Source organism: Variovorax nivicola (assembly GCF_051216475.1).
In the GTDB taxonomy this organism is placed as follows: domain Bacteria; phylum Pseudomonadota; class Gammaproteobacteria; order Burkholderiales; family Burkholderiaceae_C; genus Variovorax.
Map to the genome: position 1 here is coordinate 216,485 of NZ_JBPJZK010000002.1, position 15,619 is coordinate 232,103.

At 64.4% G+C, this 15,619-nt stretch carries 16 protein-coding genes; 10 read left to right on the top strand and 6 right to left on the bottom strand.

The annotated features are described in order from the left end of the window. Positions 1-8 precede the first annotated feature (8 nt). Genes ACSFBF_RS09525 through rtcR form a run of 5 tightly spaced genes read right to left on the bottom strand, consistent with a single transcriptional unit; the run spans position 9 to position 3,930 of the window. The gene (locus tag ACSFBF_RS09525; protein ID WP_435466295.1) at positions 9-869 is read right to left on the bottom strand and encodes an alpha/beta hydrolase; all 861 of its coding nucleotides are present in this window, start codon (positions 867-869) and stop codon (positions 9-11) included. Next, entirely contained in the window at positions 866-1,441 is a 576-nt protein-coding gene (locus ACSFBF_RS09530) for a 3'-5' exonuclease family protein (protein WP_435466297.1), read from the bottom strand. Before ACSFBF_RS09530 ends, ACSFBF_RS09525 begins: the two co-directional genes overlap by 4 nt. A 4-nt stretch (positions 1,442-1,445) precedes the next feature. Continuing rightward, a complete protein-coding gene (locus ACSFBF_RS09535) occupies positions 1,446-1,775 on the bottom strand; it encodes a low molecular weight protein tyrosine phosphatase family protein (protein WP_435466299.1) in 330 nt (109 codons plus the stop codon). A gap of 3 nt (positions 1,776-1,778) precedes the next feature. Next, positions 1,779-2,306 carry a 2'-5' RNA ligase family protein gene (locus tag ACSFBF_RS09540; RefSeq protein ID WP_435466301.1) on the bottom strand — a complete coding sequence of 176 codons (528 nt, stop codon included), beginning with the start codon at positions 2,304-2,306 and terminating at the stop codon, positions 1,779-1,781. A 16-nt stretch (positions 2,307-2,322) separates the two neighbouring features. Beyond that, positions 2,323-3,930 (bottom strand): RNA repair transcriptional activator RtcR, encoded by a 1,608-nt coding sequence (gene rtcR / locus ACSFBF_RS09545; RefSeq protein ID WP_435466303.1) that lies wholly within the window; start codon positions 3,928-3,930, stop codon positions 2,323-2,325. 211 nt (positions 3,931-4,141) lie between these two features. Here rtcR and ACSFBF_RS09550 point away from each other — a divergent pair, with 211 nt between their 5' ends. The 8 genes from ACSFBF_RS09550 to rtcA all read left to right on the top strand — a co-directional run bounded on the left by ACSFBF_RS09550 (position 4,142) and on the right by rtcA (position 13,119). Further along, positions 4,142-5,695 carry a vWA domain-containing protein gene (locus tag ACSFBF_RS09550; RefSeq protein ID WP_435466305.1) on the top strand — a complete coding sequence of 518 codons (1,554 nt, stop codon included), beginning with the start codon at positions 4,142-4,144 and terminating at the stop codon, positions 5,693-5,695. 782 nt (positions 5,696-6,477) lie between these two features. Further along, a complete protein-coding gene (locus ACSFBF_RS09555) occupies positions 6,478-6,906 on the top strand; it encodes a hypothetical protein (protein ID WP_435466307.1) in 429 nt (142 codons plus the stop codon). After that, complete coding sequence (locus tag ACSFBF_RS09560) at positions 6,906-8,138, top strand: RtcB family protein (protein ID WP_435466309.1); 1,233 nt, start codon at positions 6,906-6,908, stop codon at positions 8,136-8,138. The genes ACSFBF_RS09555 and ACSFBF_RS09560 overlap by 1 nt, the downstream gene beginning before the upstream one ends. 72 nt (positions 8,139-8,210) lie before the next feature. Beyond that, the gene (locus ACSFBF_RS09565; protein ID WP_435466311.1) at positions 8,211-9,578 is read left to right on the top strand and encodes a hypothetical protein; all 1,368 of its coding nucleotides are present in this window, start codon (positions 8,211-8,213) and stop codon (positions 9,576-9,578) included. A 23-nt stretch (positions 9,579-9,601) separates the two neighbouring features. Further along, positions 9,602-10,261 carry a zinc-ribbon domain-containing protein gene (locus ACSFBF_RS09570; protein ID WP_435466313.1) on the top strand — a complete coding sequence of 220 codons (660 nt, stop codon included), beginning with the start codon at positions 9,602-9,604 and terminating at the stop codon, positions 10,259-10,261. Next, positions 10,261-11,214, top strand: coding sequence for a ribonuclease Z (locus ACSFBF_RS09575; protein ID WP_435466315.1), 954 nt, complete (start codon positions 10,261-10,263; stop codon positions 11,212-11,214). The genes ACSFBF_RS09570 and ACSFBF_RS09575 overlap by 1 nt, the downstream gene beginning before the upstream one ends. A gap of 26 nt (positions 11,215-11,240) precedes the next feature. Beyond that, positions 11,241-12,089, top strand: coding sequence for a nucleotidyltransferase domain-containing protein (locus tag ACSFBF_RS09580; protein WP_435466317.1), 849 nt, complete (start codon positions 11,241-11,243; stop codon positions 12,087-12,089). Then, entirely contained in the window at positions 12,082-13,119 is a 1,038-nt protein-coding gene (gene rtcA, locus ACSFBF_RS09585; protein WP_435466319.1) for an RNA 3'-terminal phosphate cyclase, read from the top strand. Before ACSFBF_RS09580 ends, rtcA begins: the two co-directional genes overlap by 8 nt. 1 nt (position 13,120) lies before the next feature. Here the strand turns inward: rtcA and ACSFBF_RS09590 are convergent, their stop codons facing one another. Continuing rightward, positions 13,121-13,570 (bottom strand): MarR family winged helix-turn-helix transcriptional regulator, encoded by a 450-nt coding sequence (locus tag ACSFBF_RS09590; protein ID WP_435466321.1) that lies wholly within the window; start codon positions 13,568-13,570, stop codon positions 13,121-13,123. A gap of 74 nt (positions 13,571-13,644) precedes the next feature. Between ACSFBF_RS09590 and ACSFBF_RS09595 the strand changes: the two genes are divergently transcribed. Together ACSFBF_RS09595 and ACSFBF_RS09600 are read left to right on the top strand one after the other, a co-directional pair. Further along, positions 13,645-14,640, top strand: coding sequence for a Bug family tripartite tricarboxylate transporter substrate binding protein (locus tag ACSFBF_RS09595; protein ID WP_435466323.1), 996 nt, complete (start codon positions 13,645-13,647; stop codon positions 14,638-14,640). A 7-nt stretch (positions 14,641-14,647) separates the two neighbouring features. Next, the gene (locus ACSFBF_RS09600; RefSeq protein WP_435466325.1) at positions 14,648-15,619 is read left to right on the top strand and encodes an amidohydrolase family protein; all 972 of its coding nucleotides are present in this window, start codon (positions 14,648-14,650) and stop codon (positions 15,617-15,619) included.

The window sequence follows — 15,619 nt, forward strand, 5'->3', positions numbered from 1 at the left end:
GGCTGTCTTCATTGCTGCAGCGGATGCTGCGCGGATTCGAAGAACGCGGTCAGCGCCTTGCGGTAGGCGGCACGGTACCGCAGGGCCGTCATCGGCTCGAGGTGGCTGGCGCCCGGCACTTCGATCAACCGCTTGGGCTCGCGCGCATCAGCCAGCAGGCGCTTCGAATGCGCAAGCGGAATCACCTGGTCGGCCGTGCCGTGGATCAGCAGCAGCGGAATGGGCGACACGGCCGCTACGTACTTTGACGCCGCGTACTCGTCGCTCACCAGCAGGCCCGCGCCCCACAGCTTGTCGTTGGCAATCGACGAGTAGGAATAGAAGGTCGACTCGATGGCGGCCGCCCTCACGCCGGCCCGGTTGCCCGCACCGACCACCGCAATGGCGTTGGTGCCACCCAGGCTCTGCCCGAAGACGAACAGCCGTTCGGGATCGATGTCGTTGCGCGAGCGCACGTAGTTCAGCGCGGCGTTGGAATCCTCGAACACTCCCTTGGGCTCCGGCTTGCCTTCAGACTGGCCGTAGCCGCGGTAGTCGAACACGAACACGTTGTAGTCCTGCTTCGGCAGCCAGGCCACGAAGCGCCAGTGCGTGCTCATGTTCTGCGCGTTGCCATGGAAGTGCACCACCGTGCCCTTGGCCTCCTTCGGGTTCCGGCGGTTCTCCGCGGGCAGGAACCAGCCGCTCAGGCGTGTGCCGTCGGCACTGGTGAACTGCACGCTCTCGTAGCGCAGGCCCAGCACATCGGGTGTTTCGTAGCGCACGCTGTCGGGGTAATAGAACATCGACTGCATGCAGCCCGCCAGCATGAGCGGCAGCGTGCACAGCGCCAGCTTCTTGCACCACCGGCGGACAGCGCTGTTCGTCATGTCTGCTTGCTGCCTGCGGTGGCCGCGCGGTTCTCCGCGAGCATGTTGCAGAAGAGGGCGCCTTGCTCGATGGCGTCGTCCAGCGCGACGTGCGTGTGCGGCAGCTTGTCGAACCAGCGGCGCGGCATGGCGCGCTTGGTGCTGTCGCGGTAGTCGAGCTTGAGCATTGCCATGGCAAACGATTTGACGTCGAGCGCCGAGTGGCTGAATGGGCTCTCGCCCGCGAAGCGCATCAGGTACCAGTAGACAAAAAGAAAGTCGAAGCCCGCCGGGTAGGCGACGAACACCGGCCGCGCGGGCAGGCCCTTGAGCCAGCTCACGTAGTTCTTCATCGCGTGGACAGGGTCTTGCAGGTCGGTGCGGCAAGCGGCCCAGGCCTCGGGCTGGGTCTTCCACCAGGCAGCGGTCTTGGGGTCGGCCTCGGCGCCGGGCAGGGTGTGCAGGTTGGCGCTGAAGGTAGAGACGAGTTGCTTGTCGGCCGTGTAGGCGGCCGAGCCAAAGCTGAGCATCGAGTTCGGGCCGGGGATGGGGCCGTCGGATTCGACGTCTGTGCTTATGTAGATTTCTGACATGGGTTCAATCGATTTCGAGGATGGACCCGACCGAGCGTTGAAGTTCTTCGACCAGCTCCGGGTCCATGTATTTGTATTCATCCGGAATGTCGAGCACATGGATCGGCTTGCCTTCCAGCATCCGCGTGAACTCGGCCACCAGCCGCGACTTGTGTTTTTCTTCCATCACTAGGATCACGTCGGCCCATTCGATGTCGTCGATGGACACCCTGTGCCGCGCATTCGGGCTCGTGCCGGCGGAGCGTGCGGAAATCAGCGGGTGCCGGCGCCATAGTTGTTCCGCGGTCGGGCTGCGCCATTGGTTGCGGCTGCAGATGAAGAGGACGTTGCGCATGGATCAGTTGGAAGCTGGAGCCAGCCGGAAGACATGCATGTCTTGCCAGAGCCCGGACGAGTTTTCGATCAGCGTGACTTCGGTGCACGTCGCTTGCAAGGCACCAGACGCGAGGAGGCGAATCCGCAGTTCAGCCGCTGCAGCATCCGCGTCGAGCGAGTTGCCGTGCGCCACCGTCAGATGCGGAATGACGCCTTGGTGTTCGCCGCCATACGGCGGGAAATCGGGGAAGGCCCCCACGAGCGCCAACGTCATTTCGATGAAGGGCGCGGCCGGCTCCGGTACGAGGTAGGCGGTCTCCGGAAAGCGTCCGACCTTGGCCAGGGAGAAGGCAAACGAAGGCGTTTGATGCAGCGCCTGCCGCACTCGCTCCAGCACTTCCGGAGTGATCGATGCAGGGTCCATGAAAGGCACGAGCACCGTGATGTGCGCCGGTACGCCGAGTGCCACGGTCGCGTCGTAGCGGCAGCGCAGATCCCCGACAAGAGCTTCGGCTGCGGGGACTTTCACGGCGAATGCGGAGATGGCCATCGCGGCGGAGGATAGCTCAGGCGTTGGCGATCTGGCCCCAGTCGAGCCCGTGCTTGACGAGGTACTTGCGCAGCCTGTCTGCATCGTTCACCACGCTGCGTTGCGCGCGCGAGGCCTGAAAGAGCTGTCGGCCTGCATCGGACAGGCTGCGCGACTGCCGGCAGATGCGCACTACCGCTTCGAGCTGCAGGCGGTCGAACAGGTCGAGCGCTGCTGCGCGTTCTTCGCCGAGCAGCGCGTCGAGATCGACGTCGCCGCTCGCGGCAGCCGTCGGCCCCTGGTGCTTCCACAGCCATCGCAGCCGCGCAATCTCCGCCTCCACCAGCGCCACTGGAATGCGTCCGCCATCGGCCAGTGTCGCCAGCCGCGTCACGCTCGCCGACAGATCGCGGAAGTTGCCACTCCAGATGGCCTCGCCGCTCTGCGCAAAGCGCAGGTAGGCTGCGCGTGCCTCGGCGTTGAAGCGCACCACGCGATGGTTCTCTGTCGCGTGAATGGCCAGCAGGTGATCGACGTTGGGCTCGATGTCCTCGGGGCGCTGCGCGAGGCCGGGCAGGTCGTAGGTCCAGAGGTTGATCCGCGCGAACAGGTCTTCGCGAAAGCGCCCCTCGGCCACATCGCTGCGCAGGTCGCGGTTGGTGCCGGCGATCAGTTGGAAGTCGCTCTCCACTTCCTTGTCGGCGCCCACCGGAAAGAAGCGCTTTTCTTCGATCGCCTTCAGCAGCATCGCCTGCTCGTCGAGGCCGAGCTCGCCGATCTCGTCGAGGAAAAGGGCGCCTTGATGCGCTGTGCGCAGCAGGCCCGCGCGGTCGCTTGCCGCTCCGGTGAACGAGCCCTTCTTGTGCCCGAACAGCGTGGACGCCGCCCCGTCCCCACGCAGCGTCGCGCAGTTCACTTCCACGAACGGCCCCGTCATCTGGTGCCGCGCCTGCTTCAGCTCGAACATGCGCCGCGCCAGGAACGACTTGCCCGCACCCGTCGGCCCGATCAGCAGGATCGGCGCGCGTGAACGCACGGCCACGCGCTCGATCTCGTCGATCAGCGCATTGAAGCGCGCGTTGCGCGTGGCGATGCCGCTCTTCAGGAATGCGACCGCATCGCGCTGCTCCGCATCGAAACGCCGCGCGATCACGTCGTAGCGCGACAGGTCGAGGTCGATCAGCGTGCACTTGCCGGCCTCGCCTTCGCGCTGCTTCCTGGGTGGCGAGGTCTGTGCCAGCACGCCGGGCACCACGCGCGATTCGGACAGCAGGAACATGCAGATCTGCGCGACGTGCGTGCCGGTGGTGATGTGCGTCCAGTACTGCTCGCGCTCGGTGTCGAAGCTGTAGGCGCGCGCCCAGTCGTACAGGCGCGTGTAGACCTCGCCGAAATCCCATGGGTCCGCGAGGTCGAGCGGCACGAGGTTGACGGTGGTCTCGGGCGACACGGTGGCGATGTCGGCCTTCACCACTTCCGCCAACGCCTTGTGCCGCAGCGTGTAGAGCAGCTCCAGGCGCGAGACGACCATGTCTTCGTGCTGCGCGAGCGAGACGGTGGGGCGCCACTTGTTCCAGCGGCCGGCGCCCTGGCCGGCATCGAGTTGGGTGCCGAGGAAGCCGATGACGACGATGCTTTTCTTCATTGATTGGCTAATTAACTAGCAAAAATTATAAGAACTGTGGATAAATTTACCGAGCCCTTTGAGATTGATTGCGCCTGAAATGAAAAAAGTTCAATCAAATCAACAGCTTGAAATATTTGGAGTCAAGCAAGCAGGAGTTGGCACACCCGTTGCAATAAGGATCACACACAAGAAACGACTGAACAAAAAGAACCTCGCAAGGAGCAATCAAATGGCCAACCTGCAACTCTTCCAGACCCTGCGCGGCGCACTGCAGCCGCAAGCCGCGGCCCGCAACGAAGCCGGTGGCGCTGCCTACGCGCTGTCGCCCAAGCACCAACTGGCGCAGCTCGCAGCCACCGGTTGCCTGAACAACACCTTCTACGCACAAGCGCAGGATCAACTCGACGCCGTGCTGGCCCTGGCCCGCGAGGTCGATCCGGTGTTCGTGGCCAAGACGGCCGTGTACGCCCGCCGCGCTGGCCACATGAAGGACATGCCGGCGCTGCTGGCCGCCACGCTGGCGGTGCGCGACGTGTCGCTGCTCGCCAAGGTGTTCCCCCGTGTGGTGGACAACGGCAAGATGCTGCGCAACTTCGTGCAGATGCTGCGTTCCGGCGCAGTGGGCCGCAAGTCGCTTGGTACACGTCCGAAGAAGCTCGTGCAGCAATGGCTGCTCGAGGCGACTGAAGCGCAGCTGCTGAGCGCCTCGGTGGGCAACACGCCGTCGCTGGCCGACGTGGTGAAGATGGTTCACCCGAAGCCCGCCGAAGCCTGGCGCGCCGCGTGGTTTGCATGGTTGATCGATCGTCCGTACGCGCTGGAGGCACTGCCTCCGGTGACGCAGGCCTTCGAACGCTTCAAGCGCGACCGTGCGCAAGAGGTGCCCGATGTGCCGTTTCAGATGCTGACTGCGCTGGAGCTGGATACGCAGGCGTGGGCGCAGATCGCGCAGCGCGGTTCGTGGCAGATGGTGCGTCAGAACCTGAACACCTTTGCCCGCCATGGCGTGTTCGCACTGCCGGGCCTCGCAGAAGCGGTGGCCACCAAGCTGCGTGACCCGCAGGCTGTGGCCAAGGCCCGCGTGCTGCCGTACCAGTTGATGGCGGCCTACACCGCAACCGGCGCCGAGGTGCCGCACGTGGTGAAGGAAGCGCTGCAGGACGCGATGGAACTCGCGCTGGCCAACGTGCCGGTGTTCGAGGGCCGCGTGGTGGTGTGCCCTGACGTGTCGGGCTCGATGAGCTCACCCGTGACGGGCCACCGCGGCTCGGCGACCACCGCGGTGCGCTGCATCGACGTGGCCGCACTGGTGGCTGCCGCCGTGCTGCGCCGCAATGCGGATGCGCGTGTGCTGCCCTTCGAGACGAAGGTGGTGTCATTGCAGCTGAATCCTTGCGATTCGGTGATGACCAACGCAGCCAAGCTGGCGGCGGTGGGCGGTGGCGGTACTTCGTGCAGCGCGCCGCTGGCGTTGCTGAACCGCGAGAAGGCGCAAGCCGATCTGGTGGTGCTGGTGTCGGACAACGAATCGTGGGCTGACCCTGCACGTGGCCGCGGTACCGCGACCATGCAGGAATGGGCGGCGTTCAAGGAGCGCAACCCGAAGGCCCGGATGGTCTGCATCGATATCCAGCCCTATGCGACCACCCAGGCGCAGGAGCGCGACGATGTGCTGAACATCGGCGGCTTCAGCGACGAAGTGTTCAAGCTGCTGGCGGTGTATGCCGCGGGTGGTCTGGGCGCCGACCACTGGGTGGGTGTGATCGAGGAAACCTCGATCTGAAAGTGAGGAGGGTGCTGCGGGCTCAGCTCGCGGCACCACCCAGGGATTGAATTGATGTCGTCGTCCGGCGAATGCAGATGTGAGTACATCCAACCATGTTCTCCTCACATCGATCGTTAGTCGCCGGACGGGGGCAAAGGGTTGAAGTGCGAATGCAGGCAGGACTACATATGGTGTGACCAGGGTTCGAATCCCGGCGCCGGTCTCCGGCGTGGTCTACGTCTTGCCATCCTTGTCACACTCTTTTTTGCAGCGAATGCTGACGGAACTACAGACTCCTGATCTCGTGGTCGCGGGTTCGAATCCCGCCGGTCGGAAGACCGTAGCTCAGTGGTTAGAGCACGCCGTTTCGTCGATTCTTGTCGCTGTTTTTTTATTTTGAGGTGAATGCAGGCGGGTTTATAGGTAAGAGCGTCATGGTCTTGGCCATGAAGGTCCCGGGTCCGAGTCCCGGTCTGTTTCGGCAGATAGCTCAGTTCACAACCCGCCGCTCCTGGTCACCTCTTTTTGTTTTGGGCACGCAGGCACAGAAGGGAGCGCCACTGCCAAAAATGTTGATATTGCAGGCAGCCTGGGTAAGACCAGGTACGGCGGGAAAGTCGGTTGACGAGCAAGGTTTGAGGACGCAGGTGCTGGCTCCGATGACGGGTCTGTCACTGGCGCGCGTTTCCAATCGTCGACTGGGCCATCGGACTCAAGAACCATGGTCGCCGTATTGATGCGGGTTCGAATCCCGCCGTGTCCACCAAGCTACTGAAGCATCGGAGAAAAAGAAAATGATCGTGAGCGAAGAACAATACAACCAGCTGCGAGCGATGTTCGAGAGCTTCGCTCCCCTGTATGCGGAAAGGTGGAGCAAGTTGCTGGCCAGCAAGGCCGCCGGCTGGCAGAAGATCCAGCCTTGGCGTGCATGGCCAGTAGATGTCTTCGGCAGCATGCCGGATGGCATGGCCTGGCCGGCGATGGTGGAGATGGCCGCGCGTGATGCGGCCAGCCGCAAGGTGAAGAACGGTGTGCTGCTGGCGTGTGGTCACAGCGCGCCATGTGTGGAAGACGTGCCGTTGTCGGCACTCGTGGAGCGGCTGTGCGGCACAAAGTCCGACACGCGCCTGCTCGAGGGATTTGTATCGCTGGTTCCCGGTGAACTGGCTCTGGCGACCAACCATGAAGGTGGTTGCTGGCTGATGAAGAAACCGAAGAAAGAAAAATGATGAACATCGAAAAGACTCACTACAACCTGCACGAAGTGGAAAACGGCGTGCCCGTGAAGATGTGGACCCGCGGCGTGCCCGTGGAGCCCGAAGCGCAGAAGCAGCTTGAGAACGCCGCGCGCCTGCCCATCGTGTTCAAGCACATCGCAGCCATGCCCGACGTGCACTACGGCATCGGTGCGACCGTGGGTTCGGTGATCCCGACCTTCAAGGCCATCATCCCGGCCGCGGTGGGCGTGGATATCGGTTGCGGAATGATGGCGTGCAAGACCACGCTGCATGCCAACGACCTGCCCGACAACCTGGGCCCGCTGCGCGGCGCGATCGAGAAGGCCGTTCCGCACGGCTCGAACCCCAAGCGCATGGGCCGCGACAAGGGCTCGTGGGAAACGCCACCGAACGAAACCGACGTGGCGTGGGCCGCGCTGGTGGACGAGTTCGACGCGATCTGCGAAGACTACCCGCGCCTGAAGAACACCAACAACCACAAGCACCTGGGAACGCTGGGTACGGGCAACCACTTCATCGAGGTGTGCCTGGACGAAGCGGGTTCCGTGTGGTTCATGCTGCACTCGGGTTCGCGCGGCGTGGGTAACGCCATCGGTACGCACTTCATCGAGCTTGCGAAGAAAGATGCAGAGCTGCACCAGCGCAACCTGCCCGATCAGGACCTGGCGTACTTCGAGGAAGGCGCCCAGTACTTCGGCGACTACGTGCGTGCGGTGGGCTGGGCCCAGAAGTTCGCGCGTGCGAACCGCGAAGTGATGATGCAACGCGTGGTCGCGGCCGTGCGCAAGGTCATCACCAAGCCTTTCGAGGCGCACGTGGAAGCAGTGAACTGCCACCACAACTACGTGAGCCGCGAAACGCACTTCGGTGAAGACGTGCTCGTCACCCGCAAGGGCGCGGTGAGCGCGAAGGCCGGTGAGCTGGGGATCATCCCCGGCAGCATGGGCGCCAAGAGCTTCATCGTGCGCGGAAAGGGAAACCCCGAGAGCTTCATGAGCTGCAGCCACGGCGCCGGTCGAAAGATGAGCCGTACCAAGGCAAAGAAGCTCTACACCGTGGCCGACCAGATCGCCGCGACCGAAGGCGTCGAATGCCGAAAGGATGCCGACGTGATCGACGAGATCCCGATGGCCTACAAGGACATCGACGCGGTGATGGATGCGCAGAAAGACCTGGTGGAGGTGGTTTACACACTCAAGCAGGTTGTCTGCGTGAAGGGATAGAGCCAGGGCGCGATCATCGCCCTGGCAGGTGGAGGCGGTGCAACTGATGAGCACCGGGAAAAGGACAGAGCGATGAAATGGTGGAAAAACAAAATCGACGCAGCGCAGGGCCCCGAGGCTTCGGCGCTGGATGCGAATGCATTGATGGCGCTTGCTCGTTCGATAGACGGTTACGAGCGAGAAGCGGCCGTCGTGGAACTGGTGCGCCGTGTAGAGCCGCGAGCCATCGCGGTGCTGCTCGTGTGTGCCGGCGACTGGGTTCTCGAAGTGCGCCGTGCCGCAAAGCAGGGCCTTGCCGTTTTCATGCGCGACGATTTCGTTGCGCATTGGGCGTCAGCGCTGCCTGCGCTGGCTTTTGCCTACCGCGTGCGTCGAACCGATCTGAGCGACCTGAAGGAGAGCATCGAAGAATTCCTTGCGCGGAACATCGATGCGCTCGAGCAGCATGCTCCGGTACTGGAAGATGCGATGCGGCGTTGGCTCTTCACCCTGCGCTTGCAGCGAACGCATGAAATGCCGGTGCTTCTGGACCTGCTTTGCCGGAACGTGCGCTCGAGCGATCTGCTGACATCCCAGCTTTGCCTGAACGCGGTCGACCGGTTTGTGGATCCGGAAGATCGTCGCAAGGTGTTCGAGGCCGCCTGCCGCTCCCGCCTGCCGCGTGTGCGGATGACGGGAATGCGGGAGCTTCTGAGTTTGTCGACGTCCGATGCACGGGCCCTCATCAGCGCGATGTGTTTCGACTCGTGCGCGGGTGTGCGTTCACTGGCTGTCGGCGTGTTGACTTCAGAGACGGAAGAAATCGCCGGCCGCGCGAAAGACATCCTGGCTCAGCCTGCGAGTGCCGCACGCCTGGCTGTCGCGGCGCTCCATGTGTTGCATCTGCTGAAGGACTCGCAAGCGGTCGTCTTCGCGCGCTCACTGACGAGATCACCGGTGGTGGCACTGCGGCGCATGGCGTGTTCGCTGGTTCTTTCGGCCACGGCAGAGAGCGAACTGGACGTGCAATTGATGGCTCTTCTTGCCGACAGTTCGCCGAAGATTCGCCGTCTCGCGGTGGAGCATGTCCGTCGTGGTGCGTCCTTGCCGAGCCCGGAAGCGCTGATCCGCATGGGTCTGGAGCGACGCGAAGTCGCAAGCGACGTCATGGCGATGCTCGGTTGCGGATCGCCTTGGGACCGTTTGCACTTTGTTTTCCTGCTGCTGGAGAGCAAGGAAATTTCAGACACTCTTTGCGGCTTCATCAATGTTGAACTCGATGCATGGGGCACGGCAATGGCCAACTCCTATGTACACCCGCAAGCAATGCAGGCCGAGAACCTGGCCCAGCTCTGGAGCCGAAGAGCTGAATTGCTTCCCAAGGAGCGACCGACGAGGCTTCTGCCATACGGCTTTCCCGAGCCGATCGAATATCACTTGCGTACCTATCACGTGATCTGAAAAAGAATAGTCAGACTGCGATCATGAAAAGCAACAAGCAACGCCGCGCTGAGATCAAGGCGCGCCGAATCGAACGTGCTGCGGCGCTGGAGGCGCGGCTGCGCATGCACGACGCGCGCAAGCTGTCCGCCGATGGGCCTTTGCCCGGCCTCGAGCTGGCGGACAAGTCCAAGCTCGCGTCCTACAACACGATGTTCGGCGAGGTGCCTGATTTCTATCTCGACCGCCCTTTCAAGTGCCGCGATTGCGGCGCGGAAGAAGTGTGGACGGCCAAGCAGCAGAAGTGGTGGTACGAGGTCGCGCAAGGCTCCATCTACAGCACTGCGGTCCGCTGCCGCGTCTGTCGGCAGGCCCGCCGCGCGCAACGTGATGCCGCCGCCACGCACGAAGGCGCCAACCTGCTGCGCGACGAGGTGGCGCGGCTGCGTGCACTCGCTGCCGAGAAGCCCGATGCAGCAGCGCTGGCCCAGGTGGACGCCGCCTTGCAGAGCAAGTGGCGCAGCCTGCGCGTTGTGGCCATCGAGGTGATGGGGCGCTGGGGCGGTCCTGAACAGATCGCGCAGCTCGAGGCTTTCGTGGCGGCCCACCCTGGTGGTCGCAACTATTGGCTTTGGGAGCGCGAAGCAGCGGACGCCGCAGCGAAAGCGTTGGCGCGACGTGCGGAAGAACGGAAACAACAATGATGAAACTGACTTTCCTGGGAACCTCTTCAGGCACCCCCACGCGCCACCGCAACGTCTCCGGCCTCGCCGTGCAGACGGTGCTCAATGCCGACTGGTTCCTGATCGACTGCGGCGAAGGCACGCAGCATCGCGTGCTGCAAACGCCGCTGTCCTTGAACGACCTGGTCGCCGTCTGCATCACGCATGTGCACGGCGACCATTGCTACGGCCTGCCGGGCTTGCTCGCGAGCGCGGGCATGGGCAAGCGCACGAAGCCGTTGAAGCTGATCGCGCCGCTGCCGGTGTGGGAATGGTTCGAAGCCACGCGTGCGCTGACCGATCTGCATTTGCCCTACGAGGTCGAGCATGTGAATCTCGAAGATCGGCCGCTGGTGTACGAAGCGCCCGGCGTGCGCATCGAGCGCCATGTGCTGTTGCACCGGGTGCCCAGCCACGCCTACCGCGTGCAGGTCGAGACTCGCCGTTCGAGGCTGAAGGCCGATGCGTTGCGTGCCATCGGCCTGCCGCCCGGCCCCGGATGGCGAGCGCTGCAGACCGGCGAAGACGTGCCTTTCAACGGCGAGGTGCTGCGCAGTGCCGATTACGCGGACACGCAGATCGACACGGCTACCGTGGTGGTGGGCGGCGACAACGCCGAGCCCGCGTTGCTGCGCGACGCCTGCAAGGGTGCGCAGTTGCTTGTGCACGAAGCCACCTTCACGCAGGAGGCGCTCGACAAGGTCGGCCCCGGCCCGATGCACAGCTCCGCGCGCTTGCTGGCCGAGTTTGCGCAAACCGTCGAAGTGCCGAACCTGATCCTCACGCATTTCAGCGCGCGCCACCAGAACGAAGAGGGCATGGCCGCGCTGATGGCCGAGACGCAGGCGCACTACCGTGGTCACGCGTTCCTGGCCAACGACCTGGACGTTTACGAACTCGACAGTGCCGGCCGCGTGACCGTCACTCGAGACTGATTGAAGAGAAAGAAAAGAAGATTTTCATGAGCACCGAAGAAGAATTCCTGCGCTCCGCCCATCCGATCGAGCCCGCCATGCGCGCGCAGATCATGGAGGCCCTGCGCGACATCGAAGCGAAACACGACGTGACTGTGCTCTTCGCCTGCGAATCCGGCAGCCGCGGCTGGGGCTTTGCCTCGCCCGACAGCGACTACGACGTGCGCTTCATCTACGTCAACCGCCTGCCCTGGTACCTCACGGTGATGCCGCGCCGCGACGTGATCGAGGTGCCGATCAGCGGCGACCTCGACATCAACGGCTGGGACCTGCGCAAGGCGCTGGGCCTGATGCGCGAGTCGAACCCGACGCTGCTCGAATGGCTGCGCTCGCCCATCATGTACCGCGACGACGCGGTGGCGATGCCGCGTTTCCGCGCGTTGTCGGAGGCGGTGTTCTCCAACGCGCGCGGCTGGCATCACTACAGCTCGATGGCGAAGAAGAACTTCCGCGAGCATCTGCAGGCCGACGAGGTGCGCTACAAGAAGTACCTCTACGTGCTGCGCCCGCTGTTGGCCGCGCGCTGGATCCGCTCGCAGCCCGGCGTGCCGCCGATGCGTTTCGCCGACCTGGCGCAGCGCACGCTCGACCAGGTGCGCGACGCGGCGCTGATCGACGAGATCAATGCGCTGCTCGAAGTGAAGATGCGCGCCGGCGAAGCCGCGACCAGCCCGCGCTGGAGCGGCATCCACGCGTTCATCGAGTCCGAGCTGGCGGCCAACGCGGCCGAGCCGGTGACGCCGCTGCCGCAGGCCGAAGGCGCGGGGCTCGATGCCTTCCTGCACGAGACGGTGCTGCGCTTCGAGAAAGAAAAGTCGGAGGCTGCGCATGGTTGAACTCGACGGCTCGCAAGGCGAGGGCGGCGGCCAGATCCTGCGCACCAGCCTCGCGCTGTCGGTGGTCACGGGTCAGCCGCTGGCCATCGAGAAGATCCGCGCGGGCCGCACCAAGCCGGGCCTGATGCGCCAGCACCTCGCGTGTGTGAATGCGGCCGCTGAAATCAGCGGCGCGCAGGTCGACGGTGCGGAACTGGGCTCGCAGTCGCTGCGCTTCCAGCCCGGCCCGGTGCGTGCGGGTGAATACCGCTTCGCGATCGCCAGCGCGGGCAGCTGCATGCTGGTGCTGCAGACCGTGCTGCCGCCGCTGCTGCTTGCTGGCGCGACCAGCCGTGTGCACCTGAGCGGCGGCACGCACAACCCGATGGCGCCGCCGTTCCACTTTCTGGAGCGCGCCTTCGCGCCGCTGGTGCGCCGCCTGGGTGCGGACCTGCAACTGACGCTGCGCCGCTGCGGCTTCTATCCAGCCGGAGGCGGCGAGGTCGAAGCGACCATCGTGCCGGCCGCCGGCGCGCTGCAGCCCTTCGATCTGATGGCGCGCGGCGCGCACCAGTCGAGCTACGCCGAATGCCTGGCACCCGGCCTGCCGCGCCATGTGCCGACGCGTGAACTCGACACGCTGGGTGGTGCGATGGGGTGGTCCGGCGAGCAACTGCGCTTCGGCACGGCACGCCAGAACGAAGGCCCCGGCAATGCGCTGATGGCCACGCTGGCGTACGAGCACGTCACCGAGGTCTTCACAGCTTTCGGCGAGAAGTCGCTGAGCGCCGAGCAGGTAGCGCACGGACTGGTGAAGGAGCTGCGCGCGTTCCAGAAGAGCGAGGCCGCGGTCGGCCCGCACCTTGCGGATCAGCTGGCATTGCTGCTGGCGCTCGCTGCGTGGCAGAGCAAGAAGGCCTGCGCCTTCACCTGCAGCGAAGTGACGGAGCACACGCGCACCAACTGCGCGGTGATCGAGCGCTTCCTGCCGGTGCGCTTCGCGATCACCGAGAGTCGTCAGGCCTGCACGGTACAGGTCTCGCCAGACTAGCTCAGGCGAGCGGCGTCGCGTTGGCGTACAGGCGCAGCAGCATCGCGCGCAGCATCTTCACTTCTACTGCGCTGAAGTCCGAGGTGGCCACCGCCTCGTAGTGCTGCGCGAGCGGAATCAGCTCGCAGGTCAACGTCAGCCCGCGTTCCGTGAGCGCGATGCGCACCGCGCGCTTGTCGGTGTCGCACTTCTCGCGCGCCACCAGTTCATGTGCCGCCAGCCGGTCGACGATGCGCGACAGCGCCGACAGGTCGGTCGACGCATGCATCGCCAGTTCAGACAGTGTTTGCCGCGGCGTGTGCTGCAGCGACGCGCACACGCGCCATTCGCTGAGACTGAGTCCGTAGGGCTTCAATGCCTTCGCGAAAGCGTTGCCCATGCGCGCGCCGGCGCGTGCCAGCAGGAAGGGAATGGCCTTCTCGAGGTCGTGATCTTGGGGCAGGGTTTTCATCTAGACATGCTTGAACAATCAAGTATATAGTCCGCCGCAATTACTTGAATAATCAAGCAAATACGGAGACGATCATGAACCTGAAGCCTTTCCGCCGAGCTACCGTCGCATGCGCCCTCGCGCTGTCTTTCCTCGGAGCGATGCCGCTGGCAAACGCTCAGGGAACGGCCGCCAAATGGCCGCAGCAGGCAGTGCGCTTCGTGGTGCCGTTCCCCGCGGGCTCGGCGCCCGACGTGCTGATCCGCCATGTGGGCGCCAAGCTCGGCGAGAAGTGGGGACAGGGCGTGATCGTCGACAACAAGCCCGGCGGCAGCGGCGTGATCGGCATGAATGCGATCCTGGCCGCGCCTGCCGACGGCTACACCTTCGGCTTCGTGCAGGGCTCGGCGATTTCCGTGGCGCCCAGCACCATCAAGGGCGTGACCTACGACTTCAACCGCGACTTCGTGCCGGTCACGCTCGCGGCCGTCGCGCCTTTCATGCTTGCGGTGCCGGCCAATTCACCCTACAAGACGCTGGCCGATTTCATCGCCGCTGCGCGCGCCAAGCCGCAGGGCATAGAGGTGGCAGACAACGGCCGTGGCACCGCGCCGCACCTGGCCTCGGCGCTTCTGGGGCTGCAGTCGGGCGCGCAATTTCTCGAAGTGCATTACCCCGGCGGTGCGCAGGCCATGCAGGCCACCCTCGGTGGGCAGACGCAGATGATGGTCGAGACCTACAACGTGGTGGCCGGCAACGTGCAGGGCGGGCGCATGCGCGTGCTCGCCAGCATGGGCGACCGCGTCGAGGCCGGGCTGGAGCAGTTCCCGCTTGCGAGCAAGACGGTGCCTGGCGCGGTGGCGCATGGCTGGTTTGCAGTCATCGCGAAGAAGGGCGTCGATCCGCAGGTGCTCGCGAAGCTCAACAAGGACATGAACGAGGCGCTGCTGCTGCCCGACGTGGTGGCCAAGTCGCGCGAGCTGGGCACCTATCCACGCCCGGGCACCCCCGAACAGCTGGCGCGCTACATCGCCGACGACCGCAAGACCTGGCAGGACGTGCTGGACAAGCTCAACATCAAACCGGAGTGATTCATCCATGAAGAACAAGATTGCGCTCGAAGAGCATTTCGCGATCGACCTGACAATCGGCGACTCGCAGGTCTATGCCCGCCCCGAGGTGTGGCAGGGCCTGAAGAACAACCTGCTCGACTTCGAGCAGCAGCGCATCGAGCAGATGGACGAGTGGGGCACCGAGCTGTCCATCCTCTCGCTCAACTCGCCGGCGGTGCAGGGCATTCCCGATGCGAAGCGTGCCATCGAAGTCGCGCAGCGAGCCAACGACGTGCTGGCCGAGCAGGTCAGGCGCCACCCCACGCGCTTCGGCGGGTTCGCCGCGCTGCCGATGCAAGACCCCGAGGCGGCCGCGCGCGAACTGGAGCGTTGCGTGACGCAGTTGGGCTTCCACGGCTTCCTGGTCAACGGCTTCTCGCAGGTGGGCAATGAAGAAACCGTCGTCTACTACGACGACCCGCGTTTCACCGATTTCTGGGCCGTCGCGGCCGCATTGAAGAAGCCCTTCTACATGCACCCGCGCGACCCGCTGCTGAGCCGCGAACCCATCTACGAAGGCGCACATTGGCTCACCGGCCCCACCTGGGCCTTTGCGGTTGAAACCGGCCTGCATGCGCTGCGCATCATGTCGAGCGGCCTGTTCGACCGGCACCCCGATCTGCAGATGATCCTTGGCCACTTCGGCGAGGGCATTCCCTTCAACATCTGGCGCGTCGACCACATCCTGCGCAAGGGCCGCCGCGGCATGCCATGCGACAAGGAAATCGGCGACTACCTGCGCAGCAACGTGCACATCACGACCAGCGGCAACTTCCGCACGCCCACGCTGCTGTCGACGATGCTCGAAGTGGGGGCGGACCGCATCATGTACTCAGTCGACTACCCGTTCGAGAAGCATGAAGACGCGGCCCGCTGGTTCGACAAATGCGAGATCAGCGAGAACGACCGCCAGAAGATCGGCCGCGACAACGCTCGCAAGTTGTTCGGATTGAAGTGA

Coding starts and splice junctions, on each gene's coding strand:
- ACSFBF_RS09580 (WP_435466317.1), top strand. CDS start 11,241: ATGAGCACCGAAGAAGAATTCCTGCGCTCCGCCCATCCGATCGAGCCC.
- ACSFBF_RS09575 (WP_435466315.1), top strand. CDS start 10,261: ATGAAACTGACTTTCCTGGGAACCTCTTCAGGCACCCCCACGCGCCAC.
- ACSFBF_RS09595 (WP_435466323.1), top strand. CDS start 13,645: ATGAACCTGAAGCCTTTCCGCCGAGCTACCGTCGCATGCGCCCTCGCG.
- ACSFBF_RS09600 (WP_435466325.1), top strand. CDS start 14,648: ATGAAGAACAAGATTGCGCTCGAAGAGCATTTCGCGATCGACCTGACA.
- ACSFBF_RS09535 (WP_435466299.1), bottom strand. CDS start 1,775: ATGCGCAACGTCCTCTTCATCTGCAGCCGCAACCAATGGCGCAGCCCG.
- ACSFBF_RS09565 (WP_435466311.1), top strand. CDS start 8,211: ATGAAATGGTGGAAAAACAAAATCGACGCAGCGCAGGGCCCCGAGGCT.
- ACSFBF_RS09525 (WP_435466295.1), bottom strand. CDS start 869: ATGACGAACAGCGCTGTCCGCCGGTGGTGCAAGAAGCTGGCGCTGTGC.
- rtcA (WP_435466319.1), top strand. CDS start 12,082: ATGGTTGAACTCGACGGCTCGCAAGGCGAGGGCGGCGGCCAGATCCTG.
- ACSFBF_RS09530 (WP_435466297.1), bottom strand. CDS start 1,441: ATGTCAGAAATCTACATAAGCACAGACGTCGAATCCGACGGCCCCATC.
- ACSFBF_RS09590 (WP_435466321.1), bottom strand. CDS start 13,570: ATGAAAACCCTGCCCCAAGATCACGACCTCGAGAAGGCCATTCCCTTC.
- rtcR (WP_435466303.1), bottom strand. CDS start 3,930: ATGAAGAAAAGCATCGTCGTCATCGGCTTCCTCGGCACCCAACTCGAT.
- ACSFBF_RS09570 (WP_435466313.1), top strand. CDS start 9,602: ATGAAAAGCAACAAGCAACGCCGCGCTGAGATCAAGGCGCGCCGAATC.
- ACSFBF_RS09550 (WP_435466305.1), top strand. CDS start 4,142: ATGGCCAACCTGCAACTCTTCCAGACCCTGCGCGGCGCACTGCAGCCG.
- ACSFBF_RS09560 (WP_435466309.1), top strand. CDS start 6,906: ATGAACATCGAAAAGACTCACTACAACCTGCACGAAGTGGAAAACGGC.
- ACSFBF_RS09540 (WP_435466301.1), bottom strand. CDS start 2,306: ATGGCCATCTCCGCATTCGCCGTGAAAGTCCCCGCAGCCGAAGCTCTT.